The following is a 17,896-nucleotide window of genomic DNA, read 5'->3' on the forward strand; positions in this document are numbered from 1 at the left end:
GACGTGGCGGCCTGACGGCCTCAGCCTCGTAGCTGGGGCAGCAGCCGCGTCGCCACGTCCACCAGGACGGCCTCGTCGCCGGCGTACCAGCTGCTGGCGCGCGGCCAGTGCGTCACCACGTCGGTGAAGCCCAACTCGGCGGCCCGGCCGACCTGATCGGCGAAGAACTGCGCACTGCTCAGCGAGAAGACCGGCGCCGCGTCCAGCGAGAGGTAGCGGTCCAGGCTTGCCGGGTCGCGGCCCGCCTCGTCCAGGGTCCGGTCCATCCGCGCGGACAGCGTCGACACACTGGCCCACCAGCCCGCCAGGTCGTCGTCGTCACCGGTGCCGGTGGTCACCCAGCCCTGACCGAAGCGGGCCACCAACCGCATCGACCGTGGCCCGTTTGCGGCCACCACGAACGGCACCCGGGGCTGCTGAACGCAACCGGGGTTGTTGCGGGCATCCACCGCGGCGAACCAGTCGCCACGCCAGGTGGTGCCGTCCTCCCGCAGGATCAGGTCCAACAACTCGGTGAACTCGGCGAACCTGTCGACCCGCTGTCGCGGCGGCAGCGTTTCACCGCCGAGCACCGCCGAGTCGAAGCCGATGCCACCCGCGCCCAGGCCGAGCAGCAGCCGACCGTCGGAGACGTCGTCCACCGTGGTGATCTGTCGGGCGAACGCGGCCGGGTGCCGGAAGTTCGGCGACGCCACGAGAGTGCCCAGCCGAATCCGCGAGGTCACCGTCGCGGCAGCGGTCAACGTCGCCATCGAGTCGAACCACGGACCATCCACCAAGTCACGCCAACCCAGGTGGTCGTACGTCCAGGCGTGGTCGAAGCCCCACTCGTCGACCTGCCGCCAGCGACGCTGCGACTCCCTCCACCGCTGGTCCGGGAGGATCACGATGCCAATCCGCATGATCGCCACCCTAGCCGGGCCGGACAGCCGGGCCCTAGCATCACGCTCATGCAGGGGACCAGGGCAGCCGTACGAACGGCGAGCCCTTCTGACGTGGCGGCGCTTGTCCAGTTACGCATGGCGAACGCCGAAGCGCACCTGGCGCTCGACCCCGCCACCTACCGCCTGCCGCAGCGTGCGGCGGTCATCGAGCACTTCACCGCCGTCTTCAGCGACGCGACCGGCCGAGACGCGGTTCTCGTCGCAGAGCAGGACGGGCGGGTCGTCGGGATGGTCGAGGTGCTTCGCCTGCCCGAACCGCCCGCACACCAGATCCTCCGCCCCGAGCCCTCGGCACAGGTCCACACGGTGGTGCTCGACGAGGCCCGGGGTCGTGGGGTCGGCTCCGCGCTGCTCGACGCGGCGGATCGGTGGGCCGCCGCGCAAGGGCTCTCCTACCTGTCGGCGGGCATCCACCACCACAACGCGAGCGCGGTGCGCTTCTACCGCCGCCACGGCTACGCACCGTCCGGCACCTCGTGGGGCAGGCGACCCAGCGATTAGGTCAGCGGGCGGACAGCACCACCGCCTGACCTTGGCTACCGTGTCACTGTGGACACACGGGCACGGCGCTCCGACACGGTGCGAGCATTCGGCACCCTGTCGCTGGTCGCGGGCTTCGTGGTCTCGCTACTCAGCATGCCGTCCGGCGGCGCGGGGCTCAGACCGCAGATCCTGGCCGCGTTCCTCATCCTGACCGGTCTCGGTCTGCGGATCGAGGCGGCGATCGCCGACCGGCAGTCCTAGGCCCATCGCTGCGGCCAGGCCGTACTCTCCCGGGCCCGGAGGAGAAGCCTCGGATGCGCTGGTCAGCCGACCCGGAACACGCCGGGACGTGGCTCCTGACCGCACCGACAGGTGACGCGCGTCACACTCCTTCCCGGTAGGGACACTCGGTTCGGCTCCGACCCCTCGGGGAGCGGCACCCAGTCGGGGTGTCGCCCGAGGAGAGGACCAGTCCCGATGACGAAGGTGACCGCACAGCTCTCGGTGTCTGTGGACGGCTTCTACGCCGGCCCACGCTTCGACGGCAACGGCGACTGGATGGATTCGACGGAGAGCGCGAAGTTCTTCCGGGTCACCCGCTGGGCCACCGAGGCGGCGGCCTGGCGCGAGCGGCAGGGCTTCGCCGGTGGGGTGCAGGACACCGACTCCGAGGTGATCGCCGAGTCGTTCGGCGCGGCCGGCGCGTACGTGATGGGGCGCCGGATGGCCGACGGAGGCGAGGTTCCCTGGGGTGCCGAACCCCCCTTCCGCGCGCCGGTCTTCGTCGTCACCCACCGACCCCGCCAGCGTCTGGTGAAGGAGGGTGGCACCAGCTTCACCTTCGTCACAGATGGCGTGGCCAGCGCGGTCGAGCAGGCGCGCGCCGTGGCCGGGGGCAAGAACGTCGCGGTGGCCGGGGGCGGCAGCCTGGTGCGGCAGGTACTCAGGGCCGGCCTGCTCGACGAGTTGGAGCTGCACGTCGTACCCGTGGTGCTCGGCACCGGGCTGCGGCTCTTCGACGCGGACCTCGACCTGGGCGACCGGGAGGGGGTCGAGCTGACGCCGACCCGCGTCCTCGCCACCCCACAGGTGACCCACATCCGGTACGAGGTGCGCGGCCGCGCACCGCTCGTGCTCGACGACCGGGGCAGCGGAGGCGGCCCGACGGTGACCGCGAACTGAACCACGGCCCATCGAAGGAAGAGGGGAACCATGCCGCAGCTGTTGCGGGTGCAGTGCTTCAACGTCTCGCAGGACGGGTTCGGCACCGGAGAAGGGCAGAGCCTGGAACGGCCCTTCGGTCACGCGGACCCCACCCCGTTGTTCTCCTGGCGTGCCGCCACCGCCAGTTTCGTATACCGCACCGAGCCGGGCGGCACCCGCGGCCTGGACGACTACCTGACCCGCGACGCCGAGTGCAACATCGGGGCGGAGATCATGGGGCGCAACAAGTTCGGCCCCCAGCGTGGCCCCTGGGAGAACCATGACTGGCAGGGCTGGTGGGGGGACAATCCGCCGTTCCACACGCCGGTCTTCGTGCTCACCCACCACGTACGCCCGTCGTTCAGCCTCTCCGACACCACGTTCCACTTTCGCGATGTCAGCCCGGCCGAGGCACTGGCCGAGGCGAAGCAGGCGGCCGACGGTCGGGACGTACGCCTCGGTGGTGGAGTGGAGACCATCCGCGAGTTCCTCGAGGCCGATCTGGTCGACACGATGCACATCGCCGTCGCGCCCGTCGACCTCGAGCGGGGCGAGCGGCTGTGGAACAGCCCCACGGACCTGCTCGACAGCTTCCACCTCGAGTCGGTGCCCAGCCCCAGCGGGGTCACCCACCTCCTGTTCTGGAGGCGATGACAGCGATCTGCTCTCAGAGCCGGGCCAGCACCAGCAGACGGTTGCCGTCCGGGTCGGTGACCCGCGCGGACCGCTCACCCCAGGGCTGGTCGACAGGCTCCTCGGTGACCGTCGCCCCACCCGTGCGCAGAGCACCCACGGCTGCGTCGCAGTCGTCGGCGTAGACGCACAGCTCCCAGCGGTGTGAGTCGGCCGGCTCGCCAGCCTCCGGGTTGGCGGCCAGGCCGAGCTCGCTGCTGCCCAGTCGGAGGGCGACGAACTCGGGGACGCCCTCGTCCGGGAACCGGTAGGTCAGCTCGAAGCCGAGCACGTCCCGGTAGAACGCGATCAGTCGTGGCAGGTCAGGTGTCGTCACGATCGGAAACGCTTCGGTGAACACGGACCACCTCCAAGCGGACCCTAACCGCTGCCATGGTCCGGCAGGAACCACCGCGAACAGGCGGATCCGACCTCAACCATTCCCGTGCCGGATGGCGTTCTACCTGTCGAGGGGGTGGGGATGACCGAGACGTTCCACGAGTTCGTGGTGCACCGCACACCGGCGCTGTCCCGGACGGCCTACCTGCTCACCGGCGACCACCAACTTGCCGAGGATCTGTTGCAGGGCGCTCTGGCCCGGTCGTACCGGCACTGGCGGCGGATTCGCGACGGCGACCCCGAGGCGTACGTACGACGGGTGATGTACCACCAGCAGGTCTCCTGGTGGCGACGTCGCCGGCTGACCGAGCGCCTGGAGGCGCAGCCCACCGACCGGCCCGGCGACGACCACTCCGAGTCGACCGCGCTGCGGTTGAGCCTGGTGAGCGCGCTGCGCGGGCTCACCCCTCGTCAGCGCGCCGTGATCGTGCTGCGCTTCTACGAGGACCTGACCGAGGCCCAGGCCGCCGAGGTGCTCGGTTGCTCCGTCGGCACCGTCAAGCGACACGGCCACGACGCCATCCGCCGGCTGCGCGCGACGGCCCTCGACCTGATCGACCCGACAGTGGAGAGGAGCCAGCAGTGACCGCCCGACTCCGCGAGACGTTGCACGCCGTCGCGGCCGACGTCCCCACCTACCCGGTCTACGAACGAGCGCTCACCACCGCCCGCCGAACCCGCCGTCGGGCCGTCGTCGCCGCCGTCGTGGCACTCGTGCTCGTCGCGCTGACCGGGGCGGTGCTCCCACTGACGCGTACACCTGCCGTGGAACCGGCCTCCGGCGCGGACGCCGCGCTGCCCGATCAGGTCGCGCTGCCACCGATCGGGACGTTGCACGCCACCGACCGGCCCCCGCTCGGGCCCGCGTCGGTCATCTTCAGCGGTCAGGCGCCACGCCTCCAGGGCTGGGACGAGGACGGCATCGTCGGCGTGGTCAGCGCCAACTCCGACCGCTACCGGATCTTCTCGATGGGTTACGAGGCACCCGCCGGCGAGCAGGTGGTCATCTCCCCGGACGGCCGCCACGTGGCCCGGCCCGCCGGCACGTCCGAGGCCCCACGGGTCGACGTCATCGACCTCGTCACCGCCCGAACCAGGCAGCTGCGCAGCAAGGTCGCCGACAGCGTGGGGACGACCCCCAGGGCCTGGTCCCCGGACGGCACGCGACTTGTGGTCGACGACACCGTGCCGACCGACCCGCAGCGCAGCAACTACCGACGGGTGCTGAGCATCGTGACGCTCGACGGCGAACACTGGACCCAACTGGCCGACGCTGCCCAGCAGCCGATGTTCGGCTCGTCAGTCGCGTTCGCCGCCGGGGGTGAACGGGTCGCGTACCAGATCGGTCGGGTCGTGACCGTCGCCGACGCCGACGGCCGCAGAGTGTCCACTCTTGAGCTGCCCGACGAGAGCTGGCTGGCCGGCAAGGGAGCCTGGACGACAGACGGGGCGTTGACGCTGATCAGCAGGAAGGTCGGCAGCACCGACTGGAGCCTGCGCCGGGTCGACCCCGCCACCGGCCGGGACACCGCACCGCTGCCCCTGCCCGGTGTCACAGGCGTGACCGCCATCCGACTGCTCGGTTGGGGCCCGGACGGGTCCGCGGTGGTGGTCGCCTACCAGCCCGAACCGCTCAGCCCGGCCCGGTTCGACAGACCGCTGGAGCTGGACCAGCGCACCGCCTACCCCAACGTTCGCGGCGTACGGGTGCTGGCGCTGACGCCCGACGCCACCGCGCCTCGAACCCTGCTGACCGCCCCGGAGCAGATCCTCGCCGTGGACGTCGCCGACAACGTGATCAGCACCGGCCGCACCCGCGACGCGGACCCGCCCGGCGGGTTGGGTGGTCGATTCTGGTGGTGGGGGCTTCTGATCACCGTCGTGATCGCAGGCATAGTCGTCTACCGCACCCGTGAAAGGCTGGCGCTCTGGCTCGACGACCGGCGCGTGAAGCGGGCGCGTCCGAAATGAGATGCGTGCCGACCGATACACCGGTTGGATCTCGACATGGAGCATGAGCTTGTTCGTCCCCGGAAGGCGCGCTCCGGGGACCACCTCGCGGTCATCTCACCGTCCTTCGCCGCGGCCGGCGCCTATCCCGGAATCCACGAGCAGGCCATGCGACGGCTTGCCGACCTGACCGGCCTCGTTCCGGTCGAATACCCCACCACCCGCCAGGTGGGTGCCAGCGCGGCAGCGCGGGCGGCGGACATCAACGCCGCCTTCGCGGACCCCCGGGTACGCGGCATTCTCGCCGTCGTCGGCGGCGAGGACCAGATCACCGTCATCCCCCACCTGGACGCCGAGCTGGCCCGAGCCGACCCGAAACCGTTCCTCGGCACCAGCGACAACACCAACCTGCACCACTGGCTCTGGGGCCTCGGCGTCGCCAGCTTCTACGGCGGGTCCTCCCAAGTGCACCTCGGCCCCGGGCCGGCCGTCGACGACGTTCACGTCAGGTCGCTGCGAGCGGCGTTGCTCACCGGGGAGCGGCTGGAGATCACCGATCCGGGTGAGTCCGAGGACATCGGGCTCGACTGGGCCGACCCGCAGGCACTGAAGTCCTTCGGAGAGCGCGAACCGACCGAGCCGTGGAGTTGGCACGGCCCGTCCCGCACGGTCACCGGGCGCACCTGGGGTGGCTGCCTGGAGGTCATCCAGTGGATCCTGACGGCGGGACGCTTCCCGTTCCCACCTGACGTTCTGCACGGTGGAGTGCTGATCATCGAGACGTCGGAGGAGCTTCTCCCCGCCCGTGAGGTCGGCTGGATCGTCCGATCACTTGGTGAGCGCGGTCTCCTCAGCGCCGTCGACGCGGTCCTGGTCGCCCGTCCGCCGACCTCCGACCACACCCGTCGCCCCTCGGCGGCAGACCGGGCACGGCTACGCGAGCAGCAGCGCGACACGGTCGTCGACGTGGTGACCCGCTACAACCCCGAGGCGGTCGTCTGCGTCGGCGTGCCGTTCGGTCACACCCGACCGCAGTGGATCCTCCCGCACGGCGGCCCGGTCACCGTCGACGGCGTGGAACGCCGCATCTTCGCCGACTACCGGTAGGGCGCCACGCCGAGTTCGCCGACGCCACCGACGAGTCCGGCACGTACCGAGGGCTTCGGGGAGGACCGAACTGGCGACGCGCCAACTGACGGCGCGTCGCGTGACCCTTTGAGAGTGGAACATCGAAGGCAGTGGAGCGGGTGACGGGAATCGAACCCGCACTGTCAGCTTGGGAATTGCCGATGGGCGGCAGGCCATGAGGCCGACGGCCTGGTCACGGCGGACCCTCGTGGCCTGGGTCGACCTTGGTTGTCCCGGTCTATTGGCACGCTAATGGCACGGACTACCCGCCCTCGAACGGCGCGTCATGCCACCTGAAGCCGGCCTCGTCGTCCTCGACGCTCAGCAGGAACTCGGCCACCTGGCGGCCGTCCGGGTGGGTCATCGTCAGGGCGGCCCCGATCTCGTCGTCCATCCGGATCATGGCCTCGTCGTCGTCCGCGTCGAGGGCGGCGCTCCGGGCGATGAAGAGCGGGCGTAGCGGCTCGAACCCCGGCAGCGGACGGAATCGGCCGTACGTCCACGGGAAGTCGTGACCCTGCTCGTCGATCTCGCCAACCAGCTCGCCCCGGTGGTACAGCCGCCACACCCTGCCCGCGTCCATCGCGACAGCGTAGGCGGCACTGCTGCGGTCGGATCCGGTGCAGTATGGGCGACCCAGGAGGGACGAGGGAAAGCCGGCGTAGCCGGTGCGGCAGCCGTTCGCCGGAAGCTCGACGACGGTAGCCAACACCCCTGGCGATCGTTGCGGCCCGGTCCCTGTCGTCGTACGGGCTCCGCATCTTGCGGGCGCGGCACGTTTAGCCTCGACGTCAACTGCTCCCGCTCCTCTTCTAGCACGTAACGGCGGAAGCCGACCGGGCCATCGCCGAAGCCCTGCACCAAGCGGTCCGGGCCACGCGGAAGCGGACGAGGAAGGGCAAGAAGATCAAGACAGGGGTGAAGCGAAGAACAAGCTCGGGGACGGGTCGACGAAGGACAGGAAGGCCGGGAACTCTGGGTGGTAGATGCTCCGTCTACATGACGAATCCGTGTACACCACTGCCGGTGCAGTACTACCCGGCAGTGGTGTACTATTGCACCAGGCGCGATCCGGAGGATGGTCAAACACCCCGAACGACGAGTTCAGTACCGCACATCGGACAGGGCAGCCGTTGACCAACCTCCAGGCCGGGCCTCTTACCGGACCTTATGGGAGCCCAAGGGAGGGCGAAATGAGCACCATAAGCCAAGTTTCACCAAGAAGAGGCCGAGGAGTTCCATATGGTCAGTTCGGGACGTCACCCGAAGAAAGAGATCGCCCGCGCCCTTCAGAGGGCTGAGGAAGTGGGACTCCTCGTCACGGAGATTCACAACAAGCACCGATGGGGCGCAGTGCGATGCAAACCCTGCCAGGCACAGCGACACGTGTCTTGTTCCCCCCGCAACCCTGGGACCCACGCGAAACAGCTGGACCGCTTTACAGCGATCCACACCCACCCCTCACTCGAAGCGGATACCCCCGCATCCATGTGAGGCCGAAGGGAGGTAGGCCATGACAATGCACGTGTTCACGCTGGTGCTCGATCGGCAGCCTACCGATGATGAACTGGACGCTCTCTGTGCCGAAGGCTGCGACGACGCGGCCTTCGGCACAGAGAACGGCCTCCCCATCGCCGAGTTCGATCGGGAAAGCGACACCATGGCGGATGCGATCGCCTCCGCAGTTAAGACCCTCGACCACGCCGGCCTGACCGCGGTTCGTGTACTGGACCAAGACCTGGTGACGCTTGCCGACATCGCCGGTCGCATCGGCCAGAGCAGGGAGTCTGTGCGGCGATATGCCACGGGTGACCGAGGGCCGGGCACCTTCCCACCTCCGGTCAACCCCGCCCGCGAGGGCACGGTGTTCTACAGGTGGAGCGAGGTCAGGTCATGGGTCGGAAGGAACCTGAACATTCAGGCCCCAGACAGCGACCCGGCGCTGGTGGTGGCGAACCTGGTATTACAAGCGAGACAACACCGCGAACGCGTCCCACACTGGGGAACGCTGGTCGAGCTACTCGCGGGCCACAGTTCCGGCGGTGGACGGCGGGGCTAATGGCACGCCAATGGCACGTCGCGTGGTCGATGATCGTGGAACATCGAAGGCCCTGACCGGGACTCACGTCCTGGCCAGAGCCTTCGCAGTGGAGCGGGTGACGGGAATCGAACCCGCACTGTCAGCTTGGGAACCGTACAAGCGCCTGCTGTTGTAGCCCCTTCAACGAGCTCAGTGATGCCGCAAGTGGCCTGGAGTGACCGACAATGGCCTCACCGTATGGCCCGTTAATGGCCCATGCGCTGACGGCGAGCTGGATGGGTCTAACGGAGCGCTAGAGCGTGAGTCGCACCCTCTCGGCACGCATCACCCCGAACGGGCTCAAGAAGCTAACACCCAGAGCGTTACAGGCGTCGGGGACTTTGATTCGCTTTCTCGCTGCTGGTGCCGGCACTTCGTTGGTTACCACCGTCGCACTAATCGTCCGCGCGTGTGCCACAAGGAGATAGTCGGCGACGCTTAAGAATTCCGAAACGGCTGCCGCACTGTACTGGCTACTACTGCTGGCCCAGACACTCAAACTTCGCAAGATTCCGGTTGAGATGACGGAAGACGGAAGAATGAAGGAACTCGGCAGCGCCTTGATCCAGGCGCTGAGGTCATCGTCAGCGTCGACTAGTTCGTCACGGACTGCCTCCACTATGCACACACCGCAGGTTTGGTGCGCCACCTGAATCCAGTCCCAAAAGCCCGGAACGACGTCGAACGGATAGTACCGATTCTTCGCTTCGATAAAGACGTTCGAGTCGAGTAGGTACATTAGGCAACTCCAAGGCGCTGACTGAGTTCCTCGAAAGTTGAAGAGTTCTTGAACCCCAGCATCCTGAACGCGTCACCGTATTGAGTGCCGCCCTCTAAGGTGTCTGTTATGAGAGCCCTAGCAAACCGCTTGCTAACTCGCACCGGTGTGGTTGTGTAGAAGTTGCCACCGCTCGATTGCCCTTCCATGAGGACAAGAATGCGCGCGAGCTCTACCTCAAACGCAACGCGGTACCGATCTTGCGTCATGAAACCAGCGTCGAAGATCCGGCGCAACACGACCAGTGTGCTGACCTTAAAGTTTCTCGCCAGCCGTTCGAGCTCTTCAGTCAAATCTCGATCGCGTTGAAACTCTCCTCTGAACTCTTCCATCGGTAATAGCAGTTCAGCAGCGACGGCGTTACACCATTGCTCGGTGCGGTTTGCGCTGTCCACTTCTTCGAGATCCTGGTTCGAAATCGCAGAGCCGCCAAGCGCAACGTGTGCCAGTTCATGAGCAAGGGTGAAGATCTGCGCAGCCTTTGTGTCAGCTCCGTTGATAAAGATGACCGGCGCAAGCGGATCCACGAGCGAGAAGCCGCGAAACTCACGCGGCACTAGCTTGCGACGGGTATTCGAGCCCACCACGCCGTTATTCATGACCAGTATTCCTTGGTCTTCTGCATGTTCAGAAAGGCCGCGAAGCGCTTCAGTCCAGTTTGAGAATCGGGACCGACGTTCCAAGCCAAAACCGAATACCTCCCGCAAAGAAGCGGCAGTTCTAACAGGGTCGCTACGCAAGCTAGCGCTACCCACGACGGCAACTTCGTCGTAATCTTGAGTGGCTGCAAACTCCCGATACCAATCTTGCCGCTGTTCGCAAGCATATATAGTATCTAATAAATCTGGTGACGGCTTCCGCCGTTCCTCGTCCCTAAAGGTCCGAAAATCAGGTACGGGAAGGGGCTCGGAAGGTGGGCTTGGAAGGAAGAGGAAGCCAATTGGTATATGCGTTCTCCGTGCGAACGCTTCGAGTTGCCGCATGGTCGGCTTACGATCGCCGGATTCCCATTCAGCGAGCTTCGGAAATGCCTTGCTAAGGTCCGCGACCGAGTATCGGGCTCGGCGTCGCGCCCACCGCACCATCTTCGGGTCTACGTCAACGCGCGATGGCATAGACTCCCTCCTCCGCTGGGCGATGTATGGGGGCGTCGGATGCCCCAACATTATCTTGTTGAGGGCCGCTGAGTCAGTAGTCGATCGCTCCCACTTTTGCCGCGAGCACGGTGATCAAAATTATATGATCATCTGGCAAGCTGCCTGACTTGGTTAACGACTGCTCCATACGCCTGGTTTCCATGTCCAGCGAGTTGTCACTTTCGCGACTATCTCGCAGGTCCCGCTTGACCGGTCGTCTTCCGTCGAGGGAGGGACAGTGGGCATGCCTGTCCCCCCGGATCACAGCCGGTCAGACCCTTCGGCGGCACGGGGGATATAGGAGACAACTCCTGTGCGATCTCCTCCAACGAAGTGACTACGGCAGCGAACGCGTTGATCTTCCACGGCCGGTTCGGCCGGCTACGGCGACATCAGCCGCTCGCGCCGGGGATACCTCTGGGCAAGGTGTCCCCGCAGTTCCAGCAGCTCATTCGCCCCTGGGGGACACCGAGGACACGAGGGACAGAGGAGACACCAGATCAGGGCTGCGCATCCGCTCGCTCCGCAAGCGCCTTCAACTCCGGCGATGCCGCTCGCCCGGAGATCAGGATCAGTTCGCGAATTGCGTTCCGGGCAGCAACGTGCGTGTGGATGAGTTCCGGTGCCATTTTCTCGGCTTCGAGCAGGTGCGCCAACGCCTCGCCGATCTGCCGCCGCTGCGCGTACGCACGGCCAAGATCCATCGCTAGTCGCGCACAGCACATGAGCAGCCACGTCGGCGAGGCACCCGAGGCGTTCCTGTTCACCGGCGGAAGCGGCCGGAACCTCTGACGCGGCAACTTCAACAAGTTGGTCAAGTGGCCCGAGGCGGTCGCCGCCGTGGATGTGCCCGGCCTGCACTTCCACGACCTGCGGCACACCGGCAACACCCTCGCGTCACGGGCACCGGGCGCGAGCCTGCGCGACATCATGGCGCGGATGGGGCACGACAGCCCGCGCGCCGCGCTGATCTACCAGCACGCCAACCGGGAGGCCGACCAGGGCATCGCCGACGCGATCGGCAAGGCAGTCAAGGCGGCCCGGCGCAAGCCGGGCAAACGCGAGGCGAAGCGGGTTGCAGAGGCCGACGGACCGACCCTTGGTTTGGATTAGGGGATCGGCTCTAGATCCAACCCTTACTGCGTGCAATCTGGTAGCCGACAAGACCGACCAGCGACAGCGGCCCTCCACGGTGAACGAGGAGCAACAAGCAGTACCGAAGAGTGGTGCCCCACCCGGACTTCGCGGCGGTCAGAAGCACATCCTGACCGTTGCGGGATGACTGGCGCGGACTTAAGCGCCGACGCTTCGACGGCGCGGCACCGACGGGCTCTTCATCAGGGGATGCCACTCGAACCTCCAGAGGGCGTAGCTATACGCCCCACCGGATGAGTGGGCTTTCACGAGCACCTCATGGGTGAGGTGAGCCTTCGGGCTGAGAGTAACCCCGTCCTCGCGCCAGGGACTGCCGTTCGTGCAGCCCTAGAAGGGTAGCAAGGACAGGTCAATCTCAGGAAGCTGGAGGCGCAGGGCCTCACCGACGAGGTTCCACCACTTCGCTCGATTGATCTGTGGTGTTCGACTACAAGACGGGCACCTGAAGATGTAGGAGTCTCTCCCCATAAGACTTCTCGGCGTCGCCTCGTCACCCATCGGCGGAGCGAACCAATCAAGAGCTGAACTCATGCCGCCCGTGCCGTCGGGATGAACGCGGGTGATGGTAAGTACACGTCGCCTGTGTTGGCCCCGATCCGTGCAGACCACGAAAATGTAGAGAGTGTCCGCCTGGTCGCCGCCTACACCCAGGGTGTCCGGCGTCGGTTCAGGTCCTGGAGCGGGTGGCGCTGCATCAGTCAACGGCGGGCTTCCAATCTGTCGGTCTCGGATGAGCCTCACTCTGGAGCTGACCACCACAACGTTGCGCGCCCCCGCTGCCTCGCCCGGGACACCCGACCCGACTCGGCGTGCCGCAATGGCCCGCTAATGGCCCGTCTCTGTTTCAGCATGACCTAGAACCACGGAAGCCCTGGCGGGACACGTGTCCTGGCCAGGGCTTCCGTACGTGGAGCGGGTGACGGGAATCGAACCCGCACTGTCAGCTTGGGAAGCTGATGTTCTGCCATTGAACTACACCCGCAGGCGGCACCACTGTACCCGAGTCGTCGAGCCTCTGCACCCAGGCACCCCCGCCGGCCACAGCTGCGCGCGTACCGCTCCGCCCGGCTTGGGCTGGTTGATCCACTCGGTTTCCTGGAAGGTGGGGCATCCGAGGCGCCGGGACCCCCCGACATCACCGAAGCCGAGTTGATCACCCCCGGCGGGCGACGGGGGCGCCGGCTCCGTTACGACGGAGCCGGCGCCGATGGTCTTCCGGGGCGTGGTCAGGCGGCGGTGCACTGGACGTCACGGCTGAGGCGGGTCGGGCGCGCCGGCGGAACGGCAAGTGGGGTGGCCACCGCCGACGGGGCGTTTGGGTCGAGCCAGACCCGGACGGCCGGCTGGCCCGACGCGAGGCCCGGAATGCCGGCGATGTGCTGCTCGCGGCGGGTGAGCATCGCCACGTCGACGGTGAACTCGAAGAGCCGCCAGTCGACCTGCGGCTCGGCCCGGGCACCCTGCGCCAGTCGCGCGATTCGCGCGGGGTCGGTGACCGGACGGGCGCGCCCCGCCACGTACGCCTCGTCGTCGCTCTCCTCCGCGGGGAACGAGTGCAGCGCGTAGCGGCCGTCACGTTCGAGGTCACGGCGCTTGGGAGAGTCGATGATGAAGCAGAACAGCCCCTCGGCGGTGATGACCGGGGAGACCGGATGGACGCGGGGCCCGCCGTCGGCACGGACCGTGGCCAGGTAGCCGAAGCCCGGCCCGTACTGCTGAAGGAGAACGCGGATCCCGTCGGCGAGTCGGGGCTCGTCGGCGGCGAATTCGGACCAGGAAGCCATGTGGGCATTCTATCGAACAAATGTACGAGCAGCGACCTCGACGCGCTGGTCACCGGCACCGAATCCGGCCGCCTAGGGGAAGGCTATGGTTGTCCGATGCTGCTCTCCGACCGCGACCTGGTCTCCGAGATCAAGGCCGGCACGCTGGGCCTGGAGCCGTTCGAGCCAACCCTGGTCCAACCCTCCAGCATCGACGTCCGACTCGACCGGCTGTTCCGGGTCTTCAACAACCACCTCTACACCCACATCGACCCTGCCATGCAGCAGGACGACCTGACGTCTGTGGTCGAGGTCCCCGACGGCGAGCCGTTCGTGCTGCACCCGGGGGAGTTCGTGCTCGCCTCGACGCTCGAGGTCATCTCGCTTGGTGACCAGCTCGCGGGCCGACTGGAGGGCAAGAGCTCGCTGGGCCGACTCGGGCTGCTCACGCACTCCACCGCCGGTTTCATCGACCCGGGCTTCTCCGGTCACGTGACGCTCGAGCTCTCGAACGTGGCGAACCTGCCGATCACCCTGTGGCCGGGCATGAAGATCGGGCAGCTCTGCATCTTCCGGCTCTCCTCGCCGGCCGAGCACCCGTACGGCTCGGTGGTCTACGGCTCGCGCTACCAGGGCCAGCGGGGGCCCACGCCCAGCCGCGCCTGGCAACACTGGCGCACCTGGCCGACCCGCTAGGGCCGGAGACGACGAGGGCCCGCCGCGACGGATCGCGACGGGCCCTTCGGTCACCCGGGGTCAGCCGGGGCGTCCGTAGCTGTGGATCGGGCCGTCGTCGACCTTCTTCATCTTGACCGGTTGACCTGCCTGCGAGGCGTGCACCACCCAGCCGCCGCCGACGTACATGCCGACGTGGTGGATGTCGCTGTAGTAGAAGACCAGATCACCGGGGCGCAGGTCACCCCTGCTGACGTTCTTCGTGACGCGGCTCTGCGCGGCGGCGTTGTGCGGCAACGACACGCCGGCCTTGGCCCAGGCGGCGAGCATCAGCCCCGAGCAGTCGTACGAGTTGGGACCCTCGGCACCCCAGACGTAGGGCTTGCCGATCTGGGCGCAGGCGAACTTGACCGCGGTGCCCGCGCCGCCGCCGGGGTAACTGCCCGGGCAGGGTGCCGGGCGCAGCGGACCGCCACCGCCGCTGCCGTACACCTTGAGGCGCAGCTTCTGTAGGCGGTCGATCTCTTCGTTGATCTGCTTCTTCTTCGCCGCCAACTGCGCTTCGGTGCGGGTCAGTTGGGCCACCATCTCGTCCAGTGGCGCCTTCTGCGCGGCCAGCTGGTCGCGCAGGTCGGCCACCTGGCGTACGTCCTTCTGCTGGTTGTGCGCGAAGCGGTCGAGCATCTCGAGCTGGCCGACCACCTCGCTTGGCGACCGGCTGCCCAGCACCGCGTTGACGGTCGAGACGTTCTCACCCTTGTAGGCGCGTACGGCCAGGGCACTGACCTTGTCCATCGCGGCGTCGACCTGCCGCTCCAGCGGGGTGATCCGGGCGGCCAGCGCGTCGGCCTGCTTGCGCTTCGCGGCGAGGTCGGTGCGGGTGGCGTTGTGCCGTTCGATGATCGGTTCGAGCTTGTTCCAGTCGGCGTCGATCTGGCGCTCGATCTCGGCGACGGACGGGTCGGCGTGGGCCGCCGTGGCACTGCCGGTCAGGACGACGGCGATGCCGGCCAGCGCGGCGAGAGCGGTGGTGAAGCGGGACCAGCGTGGGCGCGGCACGATCGTCGCCGGGCCGGCTGTTGCCGACCGTTCGGACGACGGCCGCGGGGCATGGAGTGCCACCGGGGTTCCGTACTCCTTCTTCCTGACCGCCTACCGGGTTAGCTGACGGGTTCGGGCGGGAAGTCGGCGCCCTACCGCAGTGGCTGCGGATTCACCCCGAGGGACCTGGGTCCCCGGTTCGCTCGGAAACGACTCGGCGGTGTCGGTCCGTTACCGCCCGGGCTGAGCGGAGCTGCTGTCGGGCCGACGAATGACCAGAGTAGAGACGCTTGTTACCGATCCGCAACCCGCGCGCCCGTGACACTCCGTACCGATTGGACGAGGTCACCGAAAGTGCGTGAAGGATTTCTTCCGAATAGTTCGATAGATGGAAAGGTATTGACGCAACCTCCGGGCGGCGCGATGGTGAGCTGACCGCACTCCGCGAGAATCTAGGGGGTTCGATGCACCATCCAACCCTGTCGACCGGCGGGCGAGCGCTGCTCGCCGCCACCGTGGTCGCCGCCGCGACCACGGTGCCGCTCACCGTCGGCCCGGCCGCCGCCGCGCCCACCACCACCCGCCAGCAGCAGTACGTCGCGGCGGCGACCGAGTACGGCGTACCGAGCGTCGTGCTGCTCGGCGTCTCCTACCTGGAGTCGCGCTGGGACACCAATGCCGGCACACCGAGCACCAGTGGCGGCTACGGCCCGATGCACCTGACCGACGCGCGGCACGTGGCCGCCCTACCCGGACGCGGTCACCACGACGCCGGCGCCGAGGACCCCCGCGGCGACGACTCCCGTGCCGCCCGGGTGCCCGCCCCCCGCCCGGCCGAGGCTCCCGCGCCGGCCGCCGCCGCCTTGCAGACCGTGGACGCCGCCGCCGCGCTCACCGGTGCCGCCCCCGAGGCACTGCGCACCGACACGGGCCTCAACATCCGGGGTGGGGCTGCGCTGCTCAGCGCGTACCAGAGGGATCTCGGCGCGCCGGTCGGTGCCGGCACCGACCCGGCGGCCTGGTACGGCGCGGTGGCCCGCTACTCCGGCGCGGACAGCGCCGACGCCGCCGCGGCCTTCGCCGACGAGGTGTTCACCACCATCGGCGCGGGCGAGTCCCGGGTGACCGACGACGGGCAGCGGATCACCCTGCCGGCCCGCGCGGTGCGGCCCGAGCGTTCCTGGTTGGACCGGCTGGGCCTGCGCCGACTGGCCCGCCCGGACGGGGTGGAGTGCCCACGCACCATCTCCTGCGAGTGGATTCCGGCACCCTACGAGGCGTTCGGCGGCGACGGGGACTACGGCAACCACGACCTCTCCGACCGGCCCGCGCGGCAGAAGATCGAGTACATCGTGATCCACGACACCGAGGCGAGTTGGGCGACGACCCTGCAACTCGTCCAGGACCCGACCTACGTGAGCTGGCACTACTCGCTGCGCTCGGTCGACGGGCACATCGCCCAGCACGTCAGGACGAAGGACGTCGGCTGGCACGCCGGCAACTGGTACGTCAACGCGAAGGCGATCGGGCTGGAACACGAGGGCTTCGCGGCGCAGGGCACCTGGTACACCGAGGCGATGTACCGGACCTCGGCGAAGCTGGTACGGCACCTGGCGCTGCGGCTGGGCATTCCACTGGACCGCCAGCACATCATCGGCCACGACAACGTGCCCGGCACCGTCGCCTCGACAGTGCGGGGAATGCACTGGGACCCGGGCCCGTACTGGGACTGGACGCACTACTTCGACCTGCTGCACGCCCCTCGACTCGACACCGGCACCCCGGCCACCGGGTTGGTCCGGATCGACCCTGATCACGCCACCAACCGGCCGGCGTTCACCGGCTGCGTGACCGCGGGCGTGCCCTGCGCGCCGCGTGGCTCCTCGGCGGTGGTCCTGCACAGCGCACCGTCGGCGGACGCGCCGCTCGTCAACGACATCGCGCTGCGCCCGGACGGCACCCCGAACACGATGGCCGTGTCGGACCACGGGGCCCGGGCATCCGCCGGGCAGACGTACGCGCTGGCCGGACGGCAGGGCGACTGGACCGCGATCTGGTACCTCGGGCAGCGGGCCTGGTTCCACAACCCGGCGTCCGCGCCGACCGCCAGCTGGACCGTCGGCGTGGTGGCCACGCCGAAGCCCGGCCGAACCACGATTCCGGTCTACGGACGGGCATACCCGGAACAGTCGGCGTACCCCGACGGGGTGCCCTACCAGGCGATCTCGCCACTGCAGTACACCCTGGCCGCCGGGCAGCGGTACGCCGTCGGCGCGGTGCTGGCCGGCGAGTACTACCGGGCCAGCACGTTCGACGGCTCGTCGCCCGGCGACTGGACGGTGATCCGTGGCAAGAACCGCTACGCGCAGATCCAGTTCGGCCACCGGATCATGTACGTCGACCTCGCCGACGTGCAGTTGCTGCCGTCGCCGGTGGGCGCGCCCCGTTGAAAACCACGACGGCCCCCGGTCGGTGACCGGGGGCCGTGG

18 protein-coding genes, 1 tRNA gene, 1 pseudogene and 1 riboswitch are annotated in these 17,896 nt (G+C 68.0%); of the genes and pseudogenes, 11 read left to right on the plus strand and 9 right to left on the minus strand.

What is annotated here, in order from left to right:
* Positions 1–20: 20 nt before the first annotated feature.
* A complete protein-coding gene (locus ACWER9_RS05180; protein WP_452300579.1) occupies positions 21–902 on the minus strand; it encodes an LLM class flavin-dependent oxidoreductase in 882 nt (293 codons plus the stop codon).
* A gap of 48 nt (positions 903–950) precedes the next feature.
* On the opposite strand from ACWER9_RS05180, the gene ACWER9_RS05185 reads away from it, so the two are divergent.
* From ACWER9_RS05185 to ACWER9_RS05200, 4 genes are all read left to right on the plus strand, one after another.
* Positions 951–1,445, plus strand: a complete 495-nt coding sequence (locus tag ACWER9_RS05185; RefSeq protein ID WP_452300580.1) for an N-acetyltransferase family protein — start codon at positions 951–953, stop codon at positions 1,443–1,445.
* 48 nt (positions 1,446–1,493) lie between these two features.
* On the plus strand, positions 1,494–1,688 hold the full coding sequence (locus tag ACWER9_RS05190) for a hypothetical protein (protein WP_452300581.1): 195 nt from the start codon (positions 1,494–1,496) through the stop codon (positions 1,686–1,688).
* Between the two features lie 216 nt (positions 1,689–1,904).
* Positions 1,905–2,609, plus strand: coding sequence for a dihydrofolate reductase family protein (locus ACWER9_RS05195; protein ID WP_452300582.1), 705 nt, complete (start codon positions 1,905–1,907; stop codon positions 2,607–2,609).
* Between the two features lie 30 nt (positions 2,610–2,639).
* Positions 2,640–3,284, plus strand: coding sequence for a dihydrofolate reductase family protein (locus tag ACWER9_RS05200; protein ID WP_452300583.1), 645 nt, complete (start codon positions 2,640–2,642; stop codon positions 3,282–3,284).
* Between the two features lie 13 nt (positions 3,285–3,297).
* Here ACWER9_RS05200 and ACWER9_RS05205 read toward each other — a convergent pair whose 3' ends face one another.
* A complete protein-coding gene (locus tag ACWER9_RS05205; protein WP_452300584.1) occupies positions 3,298–3,663 on the minus strand; it encodes a VOC family protein in 366 nt (121 codons plus the stop codon).
* Positions 3,664–3,783: 120 nt separating this feature from the next.
* Between ACWER9_RS05205 and ACWER9_RS05210 the strand changes: the two genes are divergently transcribed.
* The 3 genes from ACWER9_RS05210 to ACWER9_RS05220 all read left to right on the plus strand — a co-directional run bounded on the left by ACWER9_RS05210 (position 3,784) and on the right by ACWER9_RS05220 (position 6,758).
* Entirely contained in the window at positions 3,784–4,287 is a 504-nt protein-coding gene (locus ACWER9_RS05210; RefSeq protein ID WP_452300585.1) for a SigE family RNA polymerase sigma factor, read from the plus strand.
* Entirely contained in the window at positions 4,284–5,672 is a 1,389-nt protein-coding gene (locus ACWER9_RS05215) for a hypothetical protein (RefSeq protein WP_452300586.1), read from the plus strand. The genes ACWER9_RS05210 and ACWER9_RS05215 overlap by 4 nt, the downstream gene beginning before the upstream one ends.
* Positions 5,673–5,819: 147 nt before the next feature.
* Entirely contained in the window at positions 5,820–6,758 is a 939-nt protein-coding gene (locus ACWER9_RS05220; protein ID WP_452300649.1) for an LD-carboxypeptidase, read from the plus strand.
* A 283-nt stretch (positions 6,759–7,041) separates the two neighbouring features.
* Here the strand turns inward: ACWER9_RS05220 and ACWER9_RS05225 are convergent, their stop codons facing one another.
* The gene (locus ACWER9_RS05225) at positions 7,042–7,362 is read right to left on the minus strand and encodes a hypothetical protein (RefSeq protein WP_452300587.1); all 321 of its coding nucleotides are present in this window, start codon (positions 7,360–7,362) and stop codon (positions 7,042–7,044) included.
* A 930-nt stretch (positions 7,363–8,292) separates the two neighbouring features.
* Between ACWER9_RS05225 and ACWER9_RS05230 the strand changes: the two genes are divergently transcribed.
* Positions 8,293–8,838, plus strand: a complete 546-nt coding sequence (locus ACWER9_RS05230; protein ID WP_452300588.1) for a helix-turn-helix transcriptional regulator — start codon at positions 8,293–8,295, stop codon at positions 8,836–8,838.
* 274 nt (positions 8,839–9,112) lie between these two features.
* Here the strand turns inward: ACWER9_RS05230 and ACWER9_RS05235 are convergent, their stop codons facing one another.
* The 3 genes from ACWER9_RS05235 to ACWER9_RS05245 form a co-directional block, all read right to left on the minus strand.
* The gene (locus ACWER9_RS05235) at positions 9,113–9,598 is read right to left on the minus strand and encodes a DUF4411 family protein (RefSeq protein ID WP_452300589.1); all 486 of its coding nucleotides are present in this window, start codon (positions 9,596–9,598) and stop codon (positions 9,113–9,115) included.
* Positions 9,598–10,803 (minus strand): ImmA/IrrE family metallo-endopeptidase, encoded by a 1,206-nt coding sequence (locus ACWER9_RS05240; RefSeq protein WP_452300590.1) that lies wholly within the window; start codon positions 10,801–10,803, stop codon positions 9,598–9,600. The genes ACWER9_RS05235 and ACWER9_RS05240 overlap by 1 nt, the downstream gene beginning before the upstream one ends.
* 470 nt (positions 10,804–11,273) lie before the next feature.
* Positions 11,274–11,477 (minus strand): hypothetical protein, encoded by a 204-nt coding sequence (locus ACWER9_RS05245; protein ID WP_452300651.1) that lies wholly within the window; start codon positions 11,475–11,477, stop codon positions 11,274–11,276.
* Positions 11,478–11,490: 13 nt separating this feature from the next.
* Between ACWER9_RS05245 and ACWER9_RS05250 the strand changes: the two are divergent.
* Positions 11,491–11,886 (plus strand): annotated as a pseudogene (locus tag ACWER9_RS05250) (tyrosine-type recombinase/integrase); the annotation flags it as partial.
* A 950-nt stretch (positions 11,887–12,836) separates the two neighbouring features.
* Here the strand turns inward: ACWER9_RS05250 and ACWER9_RS05255 are convergent.
* Together ACWER9_RS05255 and ACWER9_RS05260 are read right to left on the minus strand one after the other, a co-directional pair.
* Positions 12,837–12,910: transfer RNA gene (locus tag ACWER9_RS05255), tRNA-Gly, on the minus strand.
* Positions 12,911–13,154: 244 nt separating this feature from the next.
* A complete protein-coding gene (locus tag ACWER9_RS05260; RefSeq protein WP_452300591.1) occupies positions 13,155–13,712 on the minus strand; it encodes a pyridoxamine 5'-phosphate oxidase family protein in 558 nt (185 codons plus the stop codon).
* Between the two features lie 96 nt (positions 13,713–13,808).
* Between ACWER9_RS05260 and dcd the strand changes: the two genes are divergently transcribed.
* Positions 13,809–14,387, plus strand: a complete 579-nt coding sequence (dcd, locus tag ACWER9_RS05265; RefSeq protein WP_089018323.1) for a dCTP deaminase — start codon at positions 13,809–13,811, stop codon at positions 14,385–14,387.
* A gap of 60 nt (positions 14,388–14,447) precedes the next feature.
* Here the strand turns inward: dcd and ACWER9_RS05270 are convergent, their stop codons facing one another.
* Positions 14,448–15,488, minus strand: coding sequence for an NlpC/P60 family protein (locus ACWER9_RS05270; protein WP_452300592.1), 1,041 nt, complete (start codon positions 15,486–15,488; stop codon positions 14,448–14,450).
* Positions 15,489–15,501: 13 nt separating this feature from the next.
* Positions 15,502–15,637: riboswitch (cyclic di-AMP (ydaO/yuaA leader) on the minus strand.
* Between the two features lie 234 nt (positions 15,638–15,871).
* On the opposite strand from ACWER9_RS05270, the gene ACWER9_RS05275 reads away from it, so the two are divergent.
* Positions 15,872–17,857 carry an N-acetylmuramoyl-L-alanine amidase gene (locus tag ACWER9_RS05275; RefSeq protein ID WP_452300593.1) on the plus strand — a complete coding sequence of 662 codons (1,986 nt, stop codon included), beginning with the start codon at positions 15,872–15,874 and terminating at the stop codon, positions 17,855–17,857.
* Positions 17,858–17,896 lie beyond the last annotated feature (39 nt).

Source organism: Micromonospora sp. NPDC003944 (genome assembly GCF_053605225.1).